The 21989-nt window shown below is 48.5% G+C and carries 17 protein-coding genes; 5 read left to right on the plus strand and 12 right to left on the minus strand.

What is annotated here, in order from left to right:
* Window positions 1-16: 16 nt before the first annotated feature.
* On the plus strand, window positions 17-379 hold the full coding sequence (locus NDA01_RS16620; RefSeq protein WP_190441650.1) for a signal peptidase I: 363 nt from the start codon (window positions 17-19) through the stop codon (window positions 377-379).
* Window positions 380-531: 152 nt separating this feature from the next.
* Here the strand turns inward: NDA01_RS16620 and galE are convergent, their stop codons facing one another.
* Window positions 532-1533, minus strand: a complete 1002-nt coding sequence (gene galE / locus NDA01_RS16625; RefSeq protein ID WP_348228808.1) for a UDP-glucose 4-epimerase GalE — start codon at window positions 1531-1533, stop codon at window positions 532-534.
* A gap of 668 nt (window positions 1534-2201) precedes the next feature.
* On the opposite strand from galE, the gene NDA01_RS16630 reads away from it, so the two are divergent.
* Window positions 2202-3347, plus strand: coding sequence for a glycosyltransferase family 1 protein (locus tag NDA01_RS16630; protein ID WP_431193427.1), 1146 nt, complete (start codon window positions 2202-2204; stop codon window positions 3345-3347).
* 30 nt (window positions 3348-3377) lie between these two features.
* On the opposite strand, the gene NDA01_RS16635 is transcribed toward NDA01_RS16630, so the two are convergent.
* A complete protein-coding gene (locus NDA01_RS16635) occupies window positions 3378-3566 on the minus strand; it encodes a hypothetical protein (protein WP_348228809.1) in 189 nt (62 codons plus the stop codon).
* Between NDA01_RS16635 and glf the strand changes: the two genes are divergently transcribed.
* Both glf and NDA01_RS16645 read left to right on the plus strand, forming a co-directional pair.
* Window positions 3566-4837 (plus strand): UDP-galactopyranose mutase, encoded by a 1272-nt coding sequence (gene glf / locus NDA01_RS16640; RefSeq protein WP_348228810.1) that lies wholly within the window; start codon window positions 3566-3568, stop codon window positions 4835-4837. The two genes, NDA01_RS16635 and glf, sit on opposite strands and share 1 nt — an antisense overlap.
* A gap of 102 nt (window positions 4838-4939) precedes the next feature.
* Window positions 4940-7288: a family 1 glycosylhydrolase gene (locus tag NDA01_RS16645; RefSeq protein ID WP_348228811.1), complete on the plus strand. Its 2349-nt coding sequence runs from the start codon at window positions 4940-4942 to the stop codon at window positions 7286-7288.
* Between the two features lie 59 nt (window positions 7289-7347).
* Here NDA01_RS16645 and NDA01_RS16650 read toward each other — a convergent pair whose 3' ends face one another.
* The 8 genes from NDA01_RS16650 to NDA01_RS16685 all read right to left on the minus strand — a co-directional run bounded on the left by NDA01_RS16650 (window position 7348) and on the right by NDA01_RS16685 (window position 17945).
* Window positions 7348-8079: a DUF72 domain-containing protein gene (locus NDA01_RS16650; protein ID WP_348228812.1), complete on the minus strand. Its 732-nt coding sequence runs from the start codon at window positions 8077-8079 to the stop codon at window positions 7348-7350.
* Between the two features lie 177 nt (window positions 8080-8256).
* On the minus strand, window positions 8257-9303 hold the full coding sequence (locus NDA01_RS16655) for a chemotaxis protein CheB (protein ID WP_348228813.1): 1047 nt from the start codon (window positions 9301-9303) through the stop codon (window positions 8257-8259).
* 130 nt (window positions 9304-9433) lie between these two features.
* Window positions 9434-11164: an ATP-binding response regulator gene (locus tag NDA01_RS16660; protein WP_348228814.1), complete on the minus strand. Its 1731-nt coding sequence runs from the start codon at window positions 11162-11164 to the stop codon at window positions 9434-9436.
* A 278-nt stretch (window positions 11165-11442) separates the two neighbouring features.
* On the minus strand, window positions 11443-13713 hold the full coding sequence (locus NDA01_RS16665) for a hypothetical protein (RefSeq protein ID WP_348228815.1): 2271 nt from the start codon (window positions 13711-13713) through the stop codon (window positions 11443-11445).
* A gap of 67 nt (window positions 13714-13780) precedes the next feature.
* Window positions 13781-14869 (minus strand): Mrp/NBP35 family ATP-binding protein, encoded by a 1089-nt coding sequence (locus NDA01_RS16670; protein WP_348228816.1) that lies wholly within the window; start codon window positions 14867-14869, stop codon window positions 13781-13783.
* The gene (locus NDA01_RS16675; protein ID WP_348228817.1) at window positions 14862-15836 is read right to left on the minus strand and encodes a HEAT repeat domain-containing protein; all 975 of its coding nucleotides are present in this window, start codon (window positions 15834-15836) and stop codon (window positions 14862-14864) included. Before NDA01_RS16675 ends, NDA01_RS16670 begins: the two co-directional genes overlap by 8 nt.
* A 9-nt stretch (window positions 15837-15845) precedes the next feature.
* A complete protein-coding gene (locus tag NDA01_RS16680) occupies window positions 15846-16073 on the minus strand; it encodes a 4Fe-4S dicluster domain-containing protein (RefSeq protein WP_190554764.1) in 228 nt (75 codons plus the stop codon).
* Window positions 16074-16241: 168 nt separating this feature from the next.
* Window positions 16242-17945 (minus strand): fumarate reductase/succinate dehydrogenase flavoprotein subunit, encoded by a 1704-nt coding sequence (locus NDA01_RS16685; RefSeq protein WP_190557540.1) that lies wholly within the window; start codon window positions 17943-17945, stop codon window positions 16242-16244.
* 227 nt (window positions 17946-18172) lie between these two features.
* Between NDA01_RS16685 and NDA01_RS16690 the strand changes: the two genes are divergently transcribed.
* The gene (locus NDA01_RS16690; RefSeq protein ID WP_348228818.1) at window positions 18173-20188 is read left to right on the plus strand and encodes a LysR family transcriptional regulator; all 2016 of its coding nucleotides are present in this window, start codon (window positions 18173-18175) and stop codon (window positions 20186-20188) included.
* A 15-nt stretch (window positions 20189-20203) separates the two neighbouring features.
* Here NDA01_RS16690 and NDA01_RS16695 read toward each other — a convergent pair whose 3' ends face one another.
* Window positions 20204-21019 (minus strand): ABC transporter ATP-binding protein, encoded by an 816-nt coding sequence (locus NDA01_RS16695; RefSeq protein WP_348228819.1) that lies wholly within the window; start codon window positions 21017-21019, stop codon window positions 20204-20206.
* 56 nt (window positions 21020-21075) lie between these two features.
* Window positions 21076-21969 (minus strand): ABC transporter permease, encoded by an 894-nt coding sequence (locus NDA01_RS16700; protein ID WP_348228820.1) that lies wholly within the window; start codon window positions 21967-21969, stop codon window positions 21076-21078.
* Window positions 21970-21989 lie beyond the last annotated feature (20 nt).

Raw genomic sequence — 21989 nt, forward strand, 5'->3', positions numbered from 1 at the left:
GAAAATTCTTAAAAAAATGGCTGATTCACCACAAATTATTGTTGGCAATAGTTACACCGAAGGAAAAACCCGTCGCGGTTGGTTTATGGGGTACTTTGTGACGCCAGCCGATGATCCCCGCGCTACGTCGGCTGTGGAGGTTAAGTGGGGGACTCACTCCGCTGGGGACAGTAGGCAAGAATGGGGGGTCAATCACCAAGCGACGACGCTTTCAATTTTGATCAAGGGTCGCTTTCGCTTGCAGTTCCCCGATCGCGAGGTAGTGCTGGCTCAAGAAGGGGATTACGCCCTGTGGTTGCCCGGTCTCTCTCATGGTTGGCTGGCAGAGGAAGACTCTACAGTGCTGACTGTGAGATATCCTTCTGTTCCAGAATCTTAAAAACTGTGAGACCTAACCCCCAGCCTCTTCCCTGATAGGGCAGGGGAGCCCTATATAACCCCCAGCCCCTCTCCACATCGGAGAGGGGCTGGGGGTTAGGCCTTGCTAGGACTTGAGCTTGCTTTCAAAGCTTCATAAGCTTCACATTGTGGCTACTGTGGCACAGGCGTATGCTGACCATGCCGTTGTTGGTGCCATTGCCAAGCGTGAGTCAAAATTTGTTTCAAGTCAGCGTATTCGGGTTTCCAACCCAACACATTTCTGGCTTTGTCGCTGCTACCCACTAAAACCGGAGGGTCTCCAGGGCGGCGATCGCGCTCTACTACAGGAATTTCTCGGCCAGTGACTTCGCGAGCGGCTTCAATCACTTCGCGGACTGAGAATCCTAGGCCATTACCCAAGTTGAACACGTCACTGGCCCCACCGTTTTCCAGATACTGCAATCCTTGAACGTGAGCTTGAGCCAGGTCGCTGACGTGAATGTAGTCACGGACGCAAGTGCCATCTGGTGTAGGGTAATCGGTCCCTAGAATCTGGATGGCGGGTAATTTACCTAAGGCAGCCATCAACACAAGAGGAATTAAGTGGGTTTCAGGCGCATGGTCCTCACCGAGTTGACCATTGGGATGCGCTCCAGCTGCGTTGAAATAGCGGAAGCGAACTGACTTCAGACCATAAGCTACATCAAAATCCGACAGAATGTGCTCCACGGTCTGCTTTGTAGTGGCATAGGGGCTGATCGGGTCTTGCGGATGCTCTTCTGTGATTGGCACAAACTTAGGAATGCCATACAGCGCACAAGTTGAAGAAAACACAAACTGCTTTATAGACGCTGCGGTCATCGCTTCCAAGAGCGTTAGAGTGCCTGTAACGTTGTTGCGGTAATACTTAGCGGGATCTGTAACAGACTCACCTACAGCAATGTAGGCCGCAAAGTGCATAACTGCGGTAATAGGATAGGTAGAGAATAGTTGATCGAGTAGGGCGCGATCGCTAATATCCCCTACGACTAGTTTTACTCGTAAGACTTCCTCAACAATTTCCCGATGGCCATAAGAGAGGTTATCTAAAACCATCACCTCATAACCTGCTCGTTGTAATTCCATAACAGCATGGGAGCCAATATACCCTGCTCCCCCGGTTACTAAAATCATGAGATTGGTGTGCCTTGATAGATAGGATGTGGATTTCTTTGGGTATTTCTATTTAAGAAATGCTTCAGAATTAAAAACTTAATTTGTCTTAATTCTAAAATAAAATTTTTATATCAATCAATAACATGCAAATCCTTAGATTGAAGATGAGTCAATATAAAATTCAAAGCCAAATCTAATTACTTGCATCAATCTAGTAATTGACATTTAACTTGGCATCCAATTTGGCAATTAACTCAGATTTCTCAAAAGCTTCATATCCTACTAATGACGTAAATCTGGGTGTCCCTAATTGTAGATATTGCAACAAAACTAGATAAAAAGCCAAAAACACTGATATTAAATCACTTTAGCGCCTACAAAGCCTCGAAGCTACAAGTTATTTTAATACTTATCTCTGTCTGAAGATAGATTTCACATCTACCGTTGAATAGAAGCTTTTAAAAGTAATAAGGAATTATTGTGAATTAAGATTAGAGCTTTCCACCTAAATAAAACTAGGTTGAATCATGACTCCACCTGACCCCGCATCAATCAGTAATAGTACTAAGATGAGACCTATAAGAAAGTTATCTTTGCAAGATACATCAACATCAGAATCGCAGACTGCTAGCTTTTCTCTTTCAGATGTTGAATGGTTCTTCCCAGGTACATCTGATTTGGTTTGTTTGTCCCACTTACGGTGGGATTTTGTTTATCAGCGACCGCAACATCTTTTAAGTCGTTGTGCTCAGGGACGTAGAGTCTTTTTTGTTGAGGAACCCATCTTTGAAGCAGGAGATGATTGGTGGCTGGAAGTCGGCAAACGGGAATGTGGCGTGTCAGTAGTTGTGCCCCATCTCCCCAGTGGCTTGAAAGCAGAGATGGTCACTGCCATGCAACAGAGCTTGATAGATGATCTGTTTGCTGAGTATGCGATCGCCAACCCGATTCTCTGGTACTACACGCCGATGGCCTTGGCGTTCACCAGTCATTTGCAGGCCGCAGCAGTCGTTTATGACTGTATGGATGAACTAGCTGCCTTTAAGGGAGCCCCCCCGGAACTCAGAGAGTTTGAAGACCAACTATTCCAACGAGCTGATTTGGTATTTACAGGTGGCCAAAGCCTGTACGAAGCGAAACGCCATCAGCATCCTCATGCCTACGCCTTCCCTAGCAGCATTGAAGCAGAACACTTTGCCCAAGCCAGAGCGATCGCCACAGATCCAGCCGACCAAGCAGCTATTCCTCATCCTCGTCTAGGTTTCTATGGTGTTATAGACGAACGGATGAACCTGGACCTAATAGATGGCATTGCTCAAGCCAGACCTGATTGGCATTTGGTGATTATTGGTCCTGTGGTCAAAATCGACCCAGAGACTCTGCCCCGCCACCCGAACATTCACTATCTAGGTGGCAAATCCTATCCAGAGCTACCGCAATATCTGGCAGGATGGGATGTCGCCTTGTTGCCTTTTGCGCTGAATGAATCGACGCGCTTCATCAGCCCGACCAAAACTCCAGAATATCTCGCTGCTGGCAAGCCTGTGGTTTCCACCTCAATTCGAGATGTGGTGCGGCCTTACGCAGAGCAAGGCTTAGTTCATATCGCTGATACGGCATCTGAGTTCGTGACAGCCGCCGAAGCAGCCATGCAACAGGCTCAGCAAGATATAGAATGGCGGCATCAAGTGGACGCCTTCTTGGCCCAGACTTCTTGGGATAAAACTTGGGCGGCGATGTTGCAACTGATTGAGTCGGCGATCGCGAGTAAGCAGGTCGAGTCAACGCCCAAGCCGACAGCCGTTCTCTCAGAATCTGTTTCGAGTGTCTAGCCAACCCAGTTCGTCACTAGTCTTCAAGCTTTAGATGACTAGATGCCAGCGATTTAAGACATAAGACAAATACAGACATTTACAAACCTGCGGTGATGAGTCATAGGTGCCCACAGGCACTGTGAAGACGAATGGCTCAGACACCGAAACTAGAGCTTTCAGCGATGCCAAAGATGGCAACGAAAGCTCCAACCATTTACTAAAAGAGAGGTATTTCAATGTTCGACTACCTAATTGTGGGTGCAGGATTCTCAGGTAGCGTTCTGGCGGAGCGCTTGGCAAGCCAGTTAGGCAAAAAGGTATTGGTTTGCGATCGCCGCAATCATATTGGTGGCAATGCTTACGACCATTACAACGATGCGGGCATTTTAGTACACAAGTATGGCCCTCACATCTTTCACACCAACTCGCGTGATGTCTTTGAGTATCTGTCCAACTTCACCGAGTGGCGGCGTTACGAACACCGAGTTCTAGCTAGTGTCGATGGTCAATTGGTGCCCATGCCCATTAACTTGGACACTATCAATAAGCTGTATGGCTTAAATCTCACTTCCTTTGAACTGAATGATTTCTTTGCCTCAGTTGCGGAACCTAAAGAATCTATCCGCACCTCCGAAGATGTAGTAGTTAGCAAAGTAGGACGGGAACTGTACGAGAAGTTCTTCCGCAACTACACGATCAAGCAATGGGGCATCGATCCCTCGGAACTCGATAAGTCGGTCACAGCTCGCGTTCCGACTCGTACCAATAGAGACGATCGCTACTTTACCGATACCTACCAAGCGATGCCATTGCACGGCTTCACTCGCATGTTTGAAAACATGCTGTCTCACCCCAACATCAAAGTGATGTTGAATGTGGACTACCGAGAAATCCAAAAGATGATTCCTTTCAAGGAAATGATCTACTCTGGCCCCGTGGATGAGTTCTTCGATTATCGCTACGGGAAGCTACCTTACCGATCGCTCGACTTCAAGCATGAAACGCTGAATGAATCCGTGCATCAGCCCGCAGCAGTGGTTAACTATCCCAACGAACATCTCTACACCCGTGTTACTGAGTTCAAATATCTCACGGGTCAGGAGCATACCAAGACCAGCCTAGTGTATGAATATCCCAAGGCTGAGGGAGATCCTTACTACCCCGTGCCTCGCCCTGAGAATGCTGAACTTTACAAGCAGTACAAAGCACTAGCCGACTCAACACCTGGAGTACATTTTGTCGGACGATTGGCTACCTACAAGTACTACAACATGGATCAAGTAGTCGCTCAAGCCCTATCCGTCTACGCCAAAATCACAGAGCGACCCAGTTGGCACCCCGAAGAGGCAAGCGTTGCCGCTCGCGTATCGGCTAAATCTCCTAGCAGCGATCGCAGATCCGAAATCAACTTGGATCAAACTTCTCTTACCCATGCTGCCAATTCATCTCCTGCTAAAAACATAGAGAAGAATGGTTCCAGCAAATCCTTATCTACTAAGGCAGACTAGAACGCCTACTTTAGCGGTGGATCTTTCATCAGTCATCAACGAAAGATCCACCTGCTAATTGACCTTTAATGCACTTTTTAGCATGACCCAGAATAAACAAGCATGATAGCCAATACGAGGAGTGAGGAGCAGTCTTCTCCAGTTAATGTTGCGTCTAGTAACTCAGTAGCCAATAGCGCAAATTCAGCCGCTAACCTGGAATTGTGGGCTGGTATTGAATGCACCGTAAATCGTATCGGCGACCAATACTTTGATCAACTAGAACGTAACGGTCACCTTAATCGTATCGAAGATCTAGATCTATTCGATTCTTTAGGCATTACAGCCATCCGCTATCCTGCCCTCTGGGAACGAATTGCTCCCAATGGATTAGCGCAAGCAGATTGGTCTTGGTTAGACCAGCGATTAGAACGATTGGATGATTTGGGCATTCGACCCATTCTGGGGCTTGTGCATCATGGTAGCGGTCCCAGAGATACCAACTTGCTTGATCCCGCTTTTCCGGAAAAGCTAGCGGAATTTGCTCATGCGGTAGCAACTCGCTATCCCTGGATTACTCATTACACTCCGGTTAATGAACCTCTGACCACAGCTCGCTTCAGTGCTCTCTACGGCCACTGGTATCCTCACAAGCGGGATGGGTTGGCTTTTATCCAGGCATTACTCAATCAATGCCGCGCTGTTGTGCTTTCGATGCAAGCGATTCGGCAAATTAATCCGAGCGCCCAACTGGTACAAACCGAAGATTTAGGCAAGATATTCAGCACTCCTTTGCTGGCTTACCAGGCAGAATTCGAGAACAATCGTCGCTGGCTCAGTCTTGATCTACTCTGCGGTCGAGTCGATCGCGAGCATCCCCTTTGGGAGTATCTGCGAGAGCTAGTTGGGATTGGCGAAGCCGAACTCACTTGGTTTTTGGACCATCCTTGCCCACCGGACATTATGGGCATTAACCGCTATCTCACGAGCGATCGCTTTTTAGATGAGCGGCTAGAGCGTTATCCTGGTCATACCCACGGAGGCAACGGCAAGCATCAGTATGCCGATGTAGAAGCGGTCCGGGTCTGCGTAGAAGGAATTTGCGATGCCCAGACCCTACTCAAAGAGGTTTGGGAGCGCTACCAGTTACCGATCGCGGTGACAGAGGTACATTTGGGTTGCACCAGAGAAGAACAGTTGCGCTGGCTCAAGGAAATCTGGGAAGCAGCTCAACAACTTCGAATTGACGGTGTAGATATTCGAGCCGTTACCGCCTGGTCGCTGCTAGGGGCTTATGACTGGAATAGCCTGCTAACGCGATCAGACGGCTACTACGAACCCGGTGTATTTGACCTCAGATCGCCTCAGCCTCGGCCTACTGCCTTAGCTCAGATGCTACGTCAGTTAGCTGAAGGCAACGAATTCCATCATCCTTTGCTCACTGTTCCCGGTTGGTGGCAACGCCCAGAACGGTTGCTGTATCCACCTGTGAACTACACAGGAGAACCAGGAGATCAGCAGCTAGAAGGTAAAAATCAGGAATCAAAAACCAATAGGCACGAGTCAGAAGCCAAGCATTGGAAGCCAAGTACTAGAAGCCAAGCGTTGGGAGGTGCCCAAACTTCTGCTGCCTCAACGCCACCGCTTTTGATCACGGGTGCAACTGGAACGCTAGGCAAGGCTTTTGCCCGCCTTTGTGAAGTCCGTGGCATTCCTTACCAGTTGCTGTCTCGTCAGGATATGGACATCACCAATCCAGATTCTGTTGATCACGTCATCGCAGAGCTAAAACCTTGGGCGGTGGTGAATACGGCAGGCTACGTCCGAGTTGATGATGCGGAGCGAGAACCAGACCTATGTCGGTTCATTAATACAGATGGAGCGGCAATTTTAGCGGAGACTTGTGCGAATCATGGAGCTGCCTTCGTCACCTTCTCTTCGGATTTGGTGTTCGACGGCAACCGAGCGGAACCTTATGTCGAAAGCTGTGAAGTGGCACCTCTAAATGTATATGGACACAGCAAAGCGATCGCCGAACAACGGGTACTTGCTAACCATCCCTGTTCCTTAGTGATTCGTACCAGCGCCTTTTTCGGTCCTTGGGATGAACATAACTTTCTCGCGATCGCCCTGCGAACTCTGGCCTCCGGTCAGCCCTTTATCGCAGCGGAAGATGCAGTAGTATCCCCCACCTATGTCCCCGATCTCGTCAATAACACGCTGGATCTCCTGATTGATGGGGAATGTGGCATCTGGCACTTGGCGAACTCAGGGGCGATCGCTTGGTCCGAGTTAGCCCAAACTGTGGCAAATCTCGCTGGATTGGATACCGCAGTGATTGAGGCTCGGCCTACCAAAGATTTAGGCTGGGCTGCTTCTCGACCCGTTTACAGCGCCCTCAGTAGCGAACGGGGAATCTTGCTGCCATCTCTAGATGACGCGATTGATCGGTATCTTTGCCAGAGAACATAAACCTAACCCCCTAGTCCCCTTCCCGCGCAGAAAGGGGACTAGGTACGTAGGGCGATCGCTTATTGTTTGGCATCGGAATCAATCAATGTTTTGAGACGTAGGGCATCGCGGATGGCGTGGCCTTCTGGATCATTATTGAAATAGACATAGACATTAATGTCCTGCGCCAAGAACGAACGAATTTGGGCCGCCCAAGTTAGCAATTCCGCATCGCTGTAGCCTGTACCTTCCTGACCAGAGTGCATCCGAATGTAGGTCCAGGGAGCGGTGAGGCAAATGTCTAAGGGAACGGCGGGGCTAACAGGGAGACACAGCGCTACTCCTGCCTTCTCTAATCGTTGGTAAACTTCTGGAATCAGCCAACTAGTATGGCGAAACTCTAATGTGTAATGCTGTTGCGGATAATTCTGGAGCAAGTCTAAAAATGGTTGCAGGCGATCGAGATTGAGATGCCAAGTGTGAGGAAACTGGAACAAAATCGGCCCCAGCTTTTCTTGCAGACCGCTAGCTCGCTCCATTAGTCGCTCTAAGGGCTCTTCAGGATCTTTCAGCTTCTTCATGTGAGTGAGATAGCGGCTACCTTTAACGGCAAATAGAAACTTATCCGGAGTTTGCACCCGCCAATGCTCAAACACCGATCGCTCTGGTAAGCGATAAAAGGAGAAATTGACTTCTACGCTAGGAAATTGCTCTGCATAGAAAGGTAACTGCTGCTCACCAGGCATCTGCGCTGGGTAGAACAATCCCATCCAATGTTTATAGACCCAACCACTGGTGCCAATTAACAACATAAGTTTCAATCGATTCGGCTAGCTTGGCGATCGTCAACTTTCCTTTTATGCTCTCCTATTAGACATCTCCAACCAACAAAGTATCTCTAGCGCGAGGGTTAGATAAGAATTCATAACCCCTTTCCAAACGGAGAGGGATTTAGGGAGAGGCCTGAAGGATAGAGGGCGATCGCAAGGTTACAGCCCCTCCTCTAACTCCTCATCTTTGAAGAATATATTTTGTTTTGTGGCAAAGCCCGTAAGAATCAAGTTCCGCAGCGCTGACACCTCTTCATCTATTTTTTGCGCGTTATTTTCGTATTTTGTTGCTACGGTAGACAGATTGATATTTTTCATCCGTTGAGCCATTTGGCGTGAGAGCGTCACTTTCTCCTCCAAAGCTCGCACAGCCGACCATAAAGTATTCTCTATATTCTTAGTCTGCTCAGACAGAAAGATATTCGCTGTAAAAGCATGCCCTATATGGCAGCGAAACCGCAGTAAATCCCCATCACCAATTTGCCAAATACTGCCGTTACACTCAGGACAGCTATAGGTTGTACGCTGGCCAATCTTCTCAACATTCTCTAGAAACTGCTGCGTATTCATCTGCTGTTCAGCAATATTAGATTCAAACTCTATTTCTTGAGTGATTGGGTACGTTTTCTCCTCCGCTGCGGGTTCCTTCGTCAAAGACACCAATAACTCTGCAATCTCCGCCAAGCATAGGCAGTGGTCTACTGAGGCATACCTCAAGGCGCTGTTAGGCATGCTAGAATACTGTGCCTCGTGAGGATCTTGCACTATAGCAACTCCGCCCCGCTTTTTAACTGCTTGGAGACCTACAGTGCCATCATCCAGATAGCCTGTGAGCACCACACCTACAACTCTAGGGCCATAGGCACGTGCGGCTGAGCGGAATAAGGCATCGATCGCGGGTCTAAATCGATTCTCTTGCGGCCCTCGCACCACTCGCATTTGCCCTTGATACACCAACAAATGATGATCAGGTGGGGCAATATAAATTCGCCCTTTTTGAAACTTCTCCCCATCTTGGGGATGCGTAACTGGAAAATCACAAACATCTTCTAGGATGCTTGGCAGCAAACTAGGCTTATCTGGGGCAATATGTTGAACAATAAAGATGACAGCATTGAGGTCAGCAGGTAGGTTACCCACAATTTTGCTTAGTGCCTTCAGCCCACCCGCCGATGTACCAATCACAATGATGTCATGGCCGAACATAGGTACTTCTCATGGTGTTAACCGTCTACTGCTAATTCTAACCTTGGGAGATCATACTTCTTCAGTCGCCAAGTATCCTACCTCAGGCGATCGCTTCGAGATTCCCTCCAAAGATATTCTCAAGACAGTCTTAACTATTCCGCGATAGAGTTGACGTTTGTTCTAAGGCTAGTGCGATCGCTGCAATTAAAGCTTCTGGCTCAACGGGTTTAGCTAAATGTTGTTGAAAGCCAGCCGACAATACTTTTTGGCAGTTGTCTTCAGTCGCATAAGCAGTGAGGGCGATCGCTGGCAGATCTCGATTTGGCCGAGAAGAACGAATCTGCCGAATTAAAGCATAGCCATCCATCTCCTGCATCCCAATATCACTCAGTAATACATCAAAATTAGATTGGCTCAGAGCTTGCAGCGCTGCTTGCCCAGAAGTGACAGCAGTAACGGCTGCACCTGCCTCTTCTAGGGCAAAAGTGATGAACTTTAGCGTAAAAGGTTCGTCATCTATAACCAAAACCTGGGTGCCTGCCAAACTCGGCGATCGGTCGGGTGATGAGTTAGGAGCCTCCGTTGGGGAAGTGTGCGGTATGAGGGGAAGCCGCACTGTAAAAGTTGCCCCTTTGCCTTCTCCAGCGCTGTTGACTGTAATGGTGCCCCCATGCGCTTCTACCAACTGCCGCGAGATGGACAAGCCCAGCCCCAAGCCACCAAATTGCCGTGTAATTGAACTGTCTTGCTGACGAAACCGATTAAATACGAACGGTAAGAACTCTGGATGAATTCCCTGCCCACTATCGGTAATCGTGATTTGAGCATATTGCTCAACTTGCTTCAGTTCTAACTGAATGTGACCTTTGTAAGGGGTGAATTTAATGGCATTTGAAAGCAGATTCCAAAACACTTGTTGCAGTCTGCCCGTATCACCAATGGCTGGCTCAACCGTTGGGTCTAGCTTTGTCTCTACTCGAATAGATTTTGCTTCCGCAGACAAACGCACCGTTTCTAACGCCGCAGTAATGGGGGTTGCCAATGATACTGAAGTGAGATTGAGAGTTAATTTACCTTGGACAATCCGAGAGAGATCGAGCAGGTCGTCTACGACTTGAGATTGGCGTTTCGCACTTTGCTCGATCGCATCTAACGCCTCTTGTCGCTTGGCTTCTGACAGCTGCTTAGTTCTCAACATCTTAGCCCAACCCAAAATGGGTGTCAGGGGAGTTCTCAGTTCATGAGAGAGCATCGCCAAAAATTCATCCTTGGTCCGATTCGCTGCTTCTGCTTCATTCCGCGCAGCTTGCTCTTGCTGTAATAAATGCTCTCGTTCTTGCTCTAAGCGTTTGCGATCGCTAATATCTCGTTGAATTGCGACGAAGTGGGTAATGGTTTGCTGCACATCCCGAATCGGCGTGAGGTTCCACTCCACATAATATTCGGTTCCATCCTTTCGGTAGTTGATTGCCTCACCGTGAAAAGGTTCTCCATCAATCAAATGCTGGCGTAAGTCTTGAAGCAGCTGACGATCGGTATCAGGGCCTTGGAGTAACCGGGGAGTTTTGCCAAGCACTTCCTCGCTCGCATAACCAGTCATCTCACTGAAGGCGGGATTAACGTAAACGATTTCTGGCCCTGGCGGATCGACATGGGCCGTGGTAATGATGATGGAGTCGCGCGATTGCTGTACAGCAGACAGTAGCAGCCGAATGGCTTCCTCAGCAACTTGTAAATCTCTTAAAGCTGCGGTCAGCCTCTCCAGGGATTCTGTCAATCGGCTTTTTTGCAGCGATGGCAGTTGGGTCGCATCCTCTTGGAGTTCTGCTACTCGTTGCTGCACATCGTGAATCTGTTCAATAAACTCGTCCCCGTTCACGTAGATCCCTTCGTCCCATTACTTCACCTTTATTGTGAACACTTAAACGGATGAAAGTATTGATACATAGGGAGATTTAAGCAATTCTTAAGTCCATCAATTTTCCAGCTAACGACTGATTGCTGAGATTAGGCAGTCTGGGCAATATCAACTTCTGGTCTGAGGCGCAGCACTGGAATTTGAGCGCACTCTGCTGTTTGTAGCTTCGCGATCGCTCTAACTCGATTTCTAAGCAGTTGTGGGGCAAAGTTGATACAGCACGATGGTTACAAGTTGGATCAAACCTTGAGACTAAAAGCACACTTTACGGCTTGAAGGGCTTGCTCACGAGTTTCTTTGGCTTGCAAAGTGTTGGCAACTTTCAGGGCTTGGGTGGGTTGCTGGAAGCGAGCATACTGCACTGCGATCGCTTCTATCAGGCTGCCCCGGTCATCGGATGCCTCCATGACAGTTGCACCATCGGTTCCGAAGCGATCCACCCGAGATTCCTCTCCAGAAATGCTTTGGGCGACACGGAAGGCTTGCGCCAGAATCGGCAAGGCTTTGTCTACTTGTTGAAGTTCACCGTAGCGTTGGGCGATCGCCAGCAGCATTTGAGTTTTGCGATCGGCAGCGGTGATTTGATCTACCACTGGCAACACCAAATCAAACCGATTCTGCTTCAGTAAGGCGGTAGCGCTGCTTTGTAATCGGGCAATCCGAATTTCTGGGTTTTTAGTCGCTTGAGCCAATTGTAAAGCGCCGACATATTGCTCGGTTGCCATAAAGAGGGCGAAGGGATTGGGGTCTGGAGGTGCGATCGCTGGATCGCTCATATTAACATCCAGTTGGCTGACTTGCTGGAGCAATCTGCGAGTGGGTTCTGCTTGGTTGCTCTGAGCATAGACAAGGGCCACGAGGGCCAAAGATTGGGGTTTAAAGCGATCGCGTTCGAGGAGATCGCCTCCTTCGCGTTTAATTCGCTCGTCATAAGCTCGCAGCAATGGGTCGAGGCTTTGTAAAGTTTGCTGGAGCAATTCATTCGCCCATTGGGTTTCACCTTGACGGTGAGCCTCACGGGCGATCGCGGTCATCAGCTTAACCTGTAATAAAGGGCGATCGCTGATGGGAAGCTCCTTCGCCCACTGAAGCGCTTGATGGTGCTGTCCTGACTGGGCGTAAGCAGTGGCCATTTTTACTACCCGATCATCTTGTAGACCGTAATCCAGGGCGGCAAGGCGAGGCCATTCCTGACGAACCCATTCAAACTGTTGTGTATCCATCACCAGTTGCAGCAAGCTCGGTGACACCAACTGCCGATCCCAGCTTGGTGGCATCGCTTCAATGGTGCGGAGTCGCTCAGATAACAATTGGCGCACTGAATTGTTTTGCCCAGCCTGAGCATAGGCGATCGCCACCGCTCTAATAGCTTCAGTCTGAGACCCTTTCAGCGCAGTTTTGGCTAACTGGAAAGCTTCATCTCGCTGTCCTACTTGCAAATAGGATTCCACGATCGCTTTTAGCAGAGCGTCTTGAGTAATGGCATCAAGTCCTGCCGTGGGAGATTGTGCGAGTTGCACCGCTTGGCGTAGCAGTTGAGTGGCTTTTTGAGGTTGCTTCGCTTGGCTATAACCAACAGCGAGTTTTCCCAAAGCCAATCCTTTCTGAACAGGCGTGGCGATCGCTTGAGTCAGTTGTTCGGCGGTGCTGAGGTTTTGAGCGGCAATGTAAGCTTCTACCACGCCACGCTGAGCAAAGGATTGGGACTCAGAATTCTTAGGCAATCTAGCAACGGTTTGATTGGCTTTCGCATAGTCGCCGATCTGAGCGTAGATAGCAGCTAACCGAGGCCAAAGTGCGGCTTGCAGAGACTCAGACGTGTTGGGTGGAATCTGCTTTATCGCTTGCTCAACTTGAGCTAAGACTGCCTGAGCCGTTTGGGCTTGGTTTTTACTGGCAGCACTGCTCGAACTCAGCGCCGCATAGCCTGCTGCCACATCCGTAAGGGCTTGGGCTGTAAAAATGGGACCTTGAATCGAGCGAGCTGCCTGCTGTGCTTGGCTGAGTGCCAATTTTGCCTGTTGAGGCTGACCCAGGTTTACATAATGATGGGCGATCGCGGCTAGGCCTCTGGTTTTGACAAAACTATGGCTGGCGGTGAGGCGATTGGTGAGCTGCAAGAGCTGGTCTAGCAGAGGTCGCATGGAAGCCGATGACTTTTGGGTCTCCGCTTGCTGCATCAACCGCTGTAACCGTGAAACCGAATGTCCTTCGTAGGGATCTAAAAGCCATTGCTGAATTAGTTCTGCTTTACCAGCATTGCTCAGTTGGAGGGCATTAGGGAAGGCTGCTTGCAAGTAGCGAGTTGCAGCTTCTGTATTTCTGTTATCTAACTCAATACGGGCTTGATCCAGAAGGGTTAAGACTTCATTGTCCTGTGGCGATGCCAAATTGCAGGCTGCGACTGGAGGCAGTTGAGCGATCGCTTGGTAACTAGGGAGCGCAAGATTTTCGGCAATGGTGATCGTGAGGACACTGAGAGAGAGCCAGAATTGGAACCAACGAGACATGCTGTGAGTCTTGGGGTAAGAGGAGAGTTGTAGAAGTAGACACAACTCCCACAGCTACCGTTCCCCATTAGTTACCCATCCCCGGAAGTTGGAAAGTTTGGTGAATGCCAGCTGCAATCTGTTGAAATACCTGACTCGCCAAGGCGTTGGGGTCTGCGATCGCAATCGGTTGGCCTGCATCTCCGCCTTGACAAATAGGAGCCGCGATCGGCACTTCTCCGAGTAAAGGCGCTTGCAACTCAGTTGCTAACTGCTGGCCGCCGCCACTGCCAAAAATAGGGGTGCGATCGCCACAACTACCACAAACCAAGTAACTCATGTTCTCGATAATGCCCAGCACCGGAACTCCCACCCGTCGAAACATATGGATACTCCGGCGGACATCCGCAACTGCAACTTGCTGAGGAGTCGTAACCAACAAGACACCCCGAATTGGGCTCTCCTGAATAATCGTGATTTGGGCATCACCAGTGCCAGGTGGGAGATCGATCAATAAGTAATCCAACTCGCCCCACTCTACCTCTTGGATAAACTGAGTGATGATTTTGTGAAGTACAGGCCCCCGCCACGCCAAGGGATGATCGGGTTCTGCCAATAGTCCCACCGACATCACCTTGATACCGTAAGCTTTCAGTGGCACAAATCTTTGTCCTGCTGGAGTCTCCACAATCTGTACTTCTGTCTGGTCGAGACCCAACATCTGTGGAATATTAGGACCATAGACATCAGCATCCAAAATTCCAACCTTCGCTCCTTGTTGGGCTAGTGCTGCTGCCAAATTTACCGACACTGTTGATTTACCCACACCTCCTTTGCCGCTAGAAATCGCCAACGTGGTCTTAACACCTGGAATCGTGCAAAGCTGAATATAGAGCTTTTTGCACCAGATTAAGTCAGACAAACGCGATCGCACTTCGGCTTCTAGTTCCTGTTGATGAGCCCCGACATACAGCCGCAGATAAACATAATCCTCCACAATGCGGAGATTCCGCACCATACCCAGGCTGACAATGTCATTCTGTAAAACAGGTTCTACTACCTGTTTGAGGCGAGCCACTACCTCTGATTTACGTGCTAGCAATGATGGATCAGAAGCAGCTTCAGGGGGTGCTTCGGCGAGACTAGGAGAACGAAAAGGAGAAGAGTGGCTAAACATTAGGAGTCGCGTTGAGGGAGTTCTGAATTTTTTGGATAGCTCGTTGGGCGTAGATGCATACATCCCTGTCTGGATCATCTAGCGCCTGTTTCAAGGGATTGATGGCCGCAGGATGCAATAAGTTGCCCAGAGCGATCGCCGCTTCTCGCCGCACATCAGAATACTCATCCGCCAAGGCCCTAATTAAGCCAGGCATCACCTGTTCATCAGGTGTCTGCTGAAGTGCTTGGGCCACAGCCTTTCGCACCTGCCAATGCTCATCACTCAAGGCTTGCTGAAGCGCTGGGGTAGCGGCTGGTGCTGCATGAATTGCTAAAGATTTAGCCGCATTCCGGCGTACCTGCCAATCAGCGTCAGTCGTCAGAGCTTGGCTCAACAAAGGCACCACTTCTGCATCGCTCAAATGCCCCAAAGTTAAAGCGGCAGATCGTCGTACCGTTTCTGATGCATCTTGTAGGAGTGCCAAAGCAGGCTGGCAGCGATCGACTTGGTTTAGGTAGCGCAAGGTCGTAATTGCCGCTTCCCGTAGTTCTGGCAGCTCGGCAGCAAAAAATGGCAACACATAAGGAAGAGATTGCACATCATGAATTTTACGCAGCAGCACCATTGCATGGAACTGTAAGTTAGTATCCTTTTGCTGCAAAGCATCCAGCAACAACAGTAGATGACCGGGAGAAACCAACTCGCCTAAAGCTGATTGCGCTTCCTCGCGAATTTCTTCATCAGGAGAAGCCAAACAACTGATTAATGCTGGCACTGCGGCTGGGTTCGCCAACTCCCAAAGCGCTGTCACCGCCAACTTTTGCACTACAGTACTTTCATCTTGCAATGCTGTCACCAGGGGCGTTAGCGCTGCCTCATCTCCCAAATGTTGCAGAGTTTTGACAGCTACCAAGCGATCGCTTACCTCAGGCGATCGCAACATCTCCAACCACGGTTTTAGTTCTTGATTCGTCTCCACAGACATCTCTCTTCCTTACCTCAACAAGAATGGAATTTTCACAGTGATCGCATTGGTAGGGCACTCCTTCTCGCAGGGCAAGCAGAACCAACACTCGTCATATTTCATATAGGCTTTCCCCGTCTCAGGGTTTTTCGCCAAGACATCTAGCGGACATACTTCAATACAAGCTGTACACTTTTCCAAGCACTTCGACTCATCCACAATCACAGGCACATCTACCCGTTGTGTCGCTAACGCCATATAATATATTCTCCAAACTTACATTCCATTTCTCTATTTGTTGCTACAACTCTTAAGTAGCCACCTTTTCTATGCTTCACTTACGCTGTCGAACCTTTTTTGGAGGGAGTTTGAGGGATGCAACCGTCCCTCAACGGGGGTTGGGGGCGAGTGCCCCGAGGCTCGGTTTCAACGAACCGCCACATCATAAACTTCTCGTTCCAAATCTACCTGCACCACATAAGGTTCTACAGGCCGCTTGAACAGATTCATCTCCCCTGTCTCATCTTGCTGCACAATGACATGGCAGAACCACTCTTCATTGTTCTTTTCTGGGCAATCTACGCGATAGTGATACAGACCCCAGCGACTTTCTCGACGATACAAAGAAGCTCTTGCCGCCATCTCTGCACAGTCGCGGATAAAATGAACCTCCATACAGCGCATTAATTCATGGGGATCGCGGGCTCCCATTTGGTCTAGGGCTTCGTGATAACGCACAAAATGTCTGAGGCCAATCTCCATTTTGTGATCTACTTTCGGAGGTTGCAGATAATCATTCACCAAGCGGCGTAGCTTAAACTCTACTTGCGTATGCGGGATACCGTCGGGGCGGCTTAAAGGAGCGTAGATGCGCTGTCTCTCGGCTTCCAGAAACTCTTGATCAGGCTCAACATGCTCTAAATCTTGGCCGTATTCCACGGCGTTGGTACCTGCCAAGCGACCAAAGACAAAGGCTCCAATCATATAGTTGTGAGGCACACTCGCCATGTCCCCCGCCGCATAAAGGCCAGGTACCGTGGTTTCAGCTTTTTCATTTACCCGGACACCAGAAGCACTATGACCGCTGCACAGACCAATCTCGGAGATGTTCATTTCGACTCCGTGGGTGCGATAGTTTTCACCTCGCCCCTCGTGAAATCTCCCTCGGCTAGGACGCTCATTCGCCCAAAGAACCGACTCAATCTCAGAAATTGTGTCCTCATCTAAGTGAGTCATCTTGAGTTGCACAGGGCCTTTACCAGAGTTCAGTTCCTTCCAAACTTCCAGCATCATCTGGCCACTCCAGTAGTCACAGCTAATGAAGCGATGTCCTTCTGCATTAGCGGTATAAGCCCCAAACGGGCTAGCTACATAAGCGCAGGCGGGACCGTTGTAATCCTTCATCAAAGGATTGATCTGAAAACATTCGATGTTAGATAGCTCGGCACCTGCATGGTAGGCCATTGAGTAGCCATCTCCTGCATTGGTAGGGTTCTCGTAAGTGCCGTAGAGATAACCAGAAGCAGGTAAGCCCAAGCGCCCACAAGCTCCAGTACAGAGAATGACAGCCTTGGCTTGAATCACCACAAAATCACCATTGCGGACATCAAACCCAACTGCGCCGATCGCCCGACCGTCTTTGACTAAAATCCGCGTAGCCATGACACGATTGGTGACTCTGGCTTTGTGGCGCTTCACTTGGCGAGCTAAAATCGTCTTTAAATCTTTCCCTTCGGGCATCGGCAGCACATATTTGCCCACCCGATGCACTTGCTTCAAGTCATAGTTGCCTTGAGCATCCTTTTGGAACTTAACGCCCCAGCTCTCCAGTTCTTGAATCGTCTCGTAGCCAAGTTTGCCCGTTTGGTAGACTGCTCGTTGGTCTAGAATGCCATCATTGGCGATCGTCACTTCTCGCACATATTGCTCAGGTGTAGAGTGACCAGGAATCACAGCGGTATTGACGCCATCCATGCCCATCGCGATCGCCCCGCTACGACGGATGTTAGCCTTTTCCAGGACTAACACATCTCCTTCCGGGTTTGCTTGCTTAGCCTTGATCGCAGCCATTGTTCCCGCCGTACCGCCGCCAATCACTAGAACATCCGTCTTCAGCCATTGAGTATCCACTCAACCTATCCCTCTAGTAGCGATAATCTATTACTTCAACAGTAAAAATTGTTAGCAAGAATATCTTTGAGCTAAATCTTACTGAATCTCAAACAACAAAAAAACTAAAACTCATGTTTTTATTTTGAATCAAGAATCACTGTTCCTCTATCCACATCTTTTATTGACTGATAGAATACTTTGATATCGGCAAAATCAAAAAATTTTCAAATAAGGATTGTGGGGCTGTGGAGGTTTATCAAGTTCGAGTTTTTCTGGAAGTTGCTCGATATTTAAGTTTTACTGAGGCGGCAGATACTCTGAACTTAACTCAGCCTGCGGTGAGCGCCAAAATTAAATCTTTAGAGTCAGAAATTGGCACTTCACTTTTTCACCGTTTAGGTCGCAAGGTCCAGCTTACAGAAGTGGGTCAATTTCTATTTAGCGAAGGCCAAAAGCTAATTGATCTAGAGAACCATTTACTCAAAACAATTGAGGAAATTAAACAAGGGAAATTAGGTCAGCTGAAGGTTGGCTGCACTACTGCGATCGCGGAACACTGGCTCCCAGAGGTACTCTTTCGCTATCGTCAGCAGTATCCTGATATTCAAACTCAGTGTGTTGTGTTTGACTCAGCCGAAAGTCTGCATCGAGCTTTAACGAGCAACCAAATTGATCTAGGTGTTTCAGAAATTGATTTGGGTGATTTTGCTGAAATCTCGGCTACAGCGATCGCCCCCATTCACTATGCTTTGATCGTGGCAACAAACCATCCTCTAACCAAACAGAAATGGTTAAGTTTAAAGGAGCTGCAAAAGCAAAAATGGGTAATGCTACCTGCTAGTTCTGCAAATCGACTAGTTTTGGAATCTCGGCTAACCGAATTGGGGCAATCGCTTGCTGATTTTCCTCAAATTGAAACCGTTGATACTTTAAGCTTGGTGCGGACTTATTTAACCCAAGGAAACTATGTGGGATTTGCTTCAGATTTAGAATTCAAATCTGAGCGACAATCCCGTATTTTGACGAGCATTCCGCTCCAAGAATTTCCTTTGCCAGGGAATGTATTTTTGTTATTACCCCAACGCTTAAGTCAGTCAGTTATACCACCCAGCGATCGCCCCAGTCGTAAATCTCCAAGCTTAAATCCGATCCAAAAGTTTGTGGCTCTCGTTCAACCCGCTCAAACTTCTACTTCTGAGTTAACGGCTGCGTCTCCTGCAACTGAACCCTCAGTGCGCCTGCGATCGCCCAGCTTAATTACGCGATCTCATCAAACTCACCACCCTGAAACGATCACCATTCGAATTGGTATACAGAATGCCACGATTCCCACGGTGACAGGAGGTTTAGTAATTCAGCGCTTGGGCTTGCTAGAACATTTCTTACCCAGGAGCGGTCGCTACAGTTCTACTCAATATCAAATTCAGTGGCAAGATTTCTCCCTGGGTGCCCCCATTATTCAAGGGTTACAGTCAGGGCAACTAGATATTGGCTTATTGGGTGATTATCCTTCTCTGCTCAGTGCCACGTCTCCCTCAGACTCTCCTCATCCAGTCTCTAAAACTCGCTTGGTCAGTTTTGTCTCAGCTAATCCAGATGGCTCTTGCAATGCTGTGATTGTGCCGCATGAATCTAAATTGCAGAGTGTAGAAGATTTACGGGGGCGAGTGATTGCGGTTCCCTTCAGTTCCTCCGCTCATGGCATGGTGATGCGATCGCTCCAAGCGGCTAATCTTTTGTCAGACGTAACCATTGCCGCACTCGATCAAGCAAACTTAAATCGTCCTTTCCAACACCCAACCAAACTCGCCGATGGTTATGCTCACTTTGCTCCCTTCCACGCGATCGCTTGCCAGCAAGGGAAGTTCCGCTATCTGTTAGACGATGACTTAAGCGGTCTCCCGGCATTTCATGCTGTCGTAGTGAGCGAAGTCTTAGCAGAACAACATCCAGAGATCGTGATTGCTTACTTGAAAGCCTTGCAAGCGGCTCAATATTGGTGCGCTAACACCTCTGCGGCTTTACCCTTGATTAGTCGTTGGACCCAACTTGATGCCGAAATCATTGTGCAATTGCTCAGCAGTACCTTCCAGAAGCAACAACCAGGACGTTTCTTTTCAGAAATGACCATTCGACCTGATTGGATCGCCCAACATATCGCGGAACTCAGCTTGATTCCAGGCAATGAGAACCTAAAAGCGATCGATCTCAACCAATGGGTTCAATCAGACCTCCTTCAAACCGCCAAAGCTCAGCTCTGAACTACCTTCCTCCTTCTAAATATCCATACTCTTCAACGTTTCTTCTCGAATCAGATCAAAGATCTGACGGTTGAGTTGCACAAATTCGGGAGATAAGATGTCATCAGTGTGGCGAGGGCGAGGTAATGGCACCGTCAAGGTAGTCTTAATACGGCCTGGATTTACACCCATGACAAAGATGCGATCGCTTAGAAAAATCGCTTCTTCAATGTCATGAGTTACGAAAATAACAGTTGTCTTTAAGTCGCTCCAAATGCTGAGCAATAGCTCCTGCATCATGTGTCGGGTTTGGGCATCTAGTGCCGCAAATGGTTCATCCATTAGCAACACAGAAGGAGAATTCACTAAGGCTCGCACAATACTGGCTCTTTGCTGCATTCCGCCGGACAACTGGTGGGGATAAGAATGGCGATGCTTATAAAGCCCAACTCGATTTAGATATTCATGTACCAGTGCTTCGCGTTCCGTCTTAGATAAACCGCGAATCTTTAAGCCAAACTCAATATTCTGAAATGTCGTTTTCCAAGGTAATAGCGAATATTGCTGAAAGACAAAACCTCGGTCGGCTCCAGGTTGATCGACTAAGCGTTGATCAACCGAGATATAGCCTCGATTAGGTCGAATGAAGCCAGCAATAGAGTTTAAGATTGTAGACTTGCCACAACCAGAGGGGCCGAGTAAACAGACAAATTCACCAGGATTAATCCTTAAATCGATCGATTCCAGAACCGGAATATGATGCCCCTGACGCTTGAAGGAAACTGACAACTGCTCAACTTCCACTAGCCCTTTGACCGAAGGCTTGCTCGCTTTTTCTATTAACTTTGTCATAGTTCTGCCATCTCTCCACACTCACGAATTCATTAGCAATCCCTAGCGCTATGAAGCTAAGTTCGTTGTTTCTGAGTGATCCGCCAGGGCATGAGTAAGCCAGTCAAACGATCGACTAAGTAAGTACTAAACAATCCCATCAAACCAATCAACAACATACCCATGACAATGGGGGGATAGTTAGAAGTGACATAAGACTCCCAAGTGATATAACCCACACCGTAGCGACCTGCCAAGATTTCAGCCGTTACTAAACAAAACCAGGAATTCCCCATGCCAATCACCAGACCGCTAGCAATACAAGGCATGGCACCAGGGACCACAATATCCTTAAAGATATGCCACTGCTTAGCTCCTAGACATTGCCCCACTCTGAGCAAAATCACATCGGTTCCCTCCACCCCCCGAATTGTACTAATGAGGATAGGGAAGAAGGCTCCTAAAAAGGTGATGTAGATCATCCCTGCTTCGGACGTAGGAAACATCAAAATTGCTAAGGGAATCCAGGCAACGGCTGGGATAGGCCGCAGGATTTCTAGAGGCAGAAAGATTAAATCTTCTAGTTTCTGGAACCAGCCGATTAAGATTCCTAAGCTCACCCCTAATATAGTGGCAACACTAAAGCCAACTAACACTCGAATTGCGCTGGCCTTAACATGCACCATTGCGTTGCCCGTGAAGAATTCCACAGTCGCGTGAAAGACTTCTAATGGAGATGGCAAAAACTCAAAGCTGACAAAGAAATTAAACTTCGCCATACAGAGCAATTGCCAAATCCCAAAAAAGAGAACCAGAGAAAGGCATTGCCTGAGTACTTTACCTGTAGGGAAGGGCAAACGGGCAGACCGCTGACTACGTTGAGATTGGCTTCGCAGTTGGCTTACAAAGCCACTTAAGCTGCTGAGCCAGGTAGTTTTGCTAGAACGCTTAGAAGAAGAGGAGCTAGACATGCGACATCTTTCCGTGAAAG

The organism is Trichocoleus desertorum AS-A10, assembly GCF_039962155.1.
Lineage (GTDB): Bacteria > Cyanobacteriota > Cyanobacteriia > FACHB-46 > FACHB-46 > Trichocoleus.

What these genes read in the sequence shown, in the direction of transcription:
- NDA01_RS16620 (WP_190441650.1), top strand. Translation starts at nt 17, where the DNA reads ATGGCTGATTCACCACAAATTATTGTTGGCAATAGTTACACCGAAGGA.
- galE (WP_348228808.1), bottom strand. Translation starts at nt 1,533, where the DNA reads ATGATTTTAGTAACCGGGGGAGCAGGGTATATTGGCTCCCATGCTGTT.
- glf (WP_348228810.1), top strand. Translation starts at nt 3,566, where the DNA reads ATGTTCGACTACCTAATTGTGGGTGCAGGATTCTCAGGTAGCGTTCTG.
- NDA01_RS16645 (WP_348228811.1), top strand. Translation starts at nt 4,940, where the DNA reads ATGATAGCCAATACGAGGAGTGAGGAGCAGTCTTCTCCAGTTAATGTT.
- NDA01_RS16650 (WP_348228812.1), bottom strand. Translation starts at nt 8,079, where the DNA reads ATGTTGTTAATTGGCACCAGTGGTTGGGTCTATAAACATTGGATGGGA.
- NDA01_RS16655 (WP_348228813.1), bottom strand. Translation starts at nt 9,303, where the DNA reads ATGTTCGGCCATGACATCATTGTGATTGGTACATCGGCGGGTGGGCTG.
- NDA01_RS16665 (WP_348228815.1), bottom strand. Translation starts at nt 13,713, where the DNA reads ATGTCTCGTTGGTTCCAATTCTGGCTCTCTCTCAGTGTCCTCACGATC.
- NDA01_RS16670 (WP_348228816.1), bottom strand. Translation starts at nt 14,869, where the DNA reads ATGTTTAGCCACTCTTCTCCTTTTCGTTCTCCTAGTCTCGCCGAAGCA.
- NDA01_RS16675 (WP_348228817.1), bottom strand. Translation starts at nt 15,836, where the DNA reads ATGTCTGTGGAGACGAATCAAGAACTAAAACCGTGGTTGGAGATGTTG.
- NDA01_RS16680 (WP_190554764.1), bottom strand. Translation starts at nt 16,073, where the DNA reads ATGGCGTTAGCGACACAACGGGTAGATGTGCCTGTGATTGTGGATGAG.
- NDA01_RS16695 (WP_348228819.1), bottom strand. Translation starts at nt 21,019, where the DNA reads ATGACAAAGTTAATAGAAAAAGCGAGCAAGCCTTCGGTCAAAGGGCTA.
- NDA01_RS16700 (WP_348228820.1), bottom strand. Translation starts at nt 21,969, where the DNA reads ATGTCTAGCTCCTCTTCTTCTAAGCGTTCTAGCAAAACTACCTGGCTC.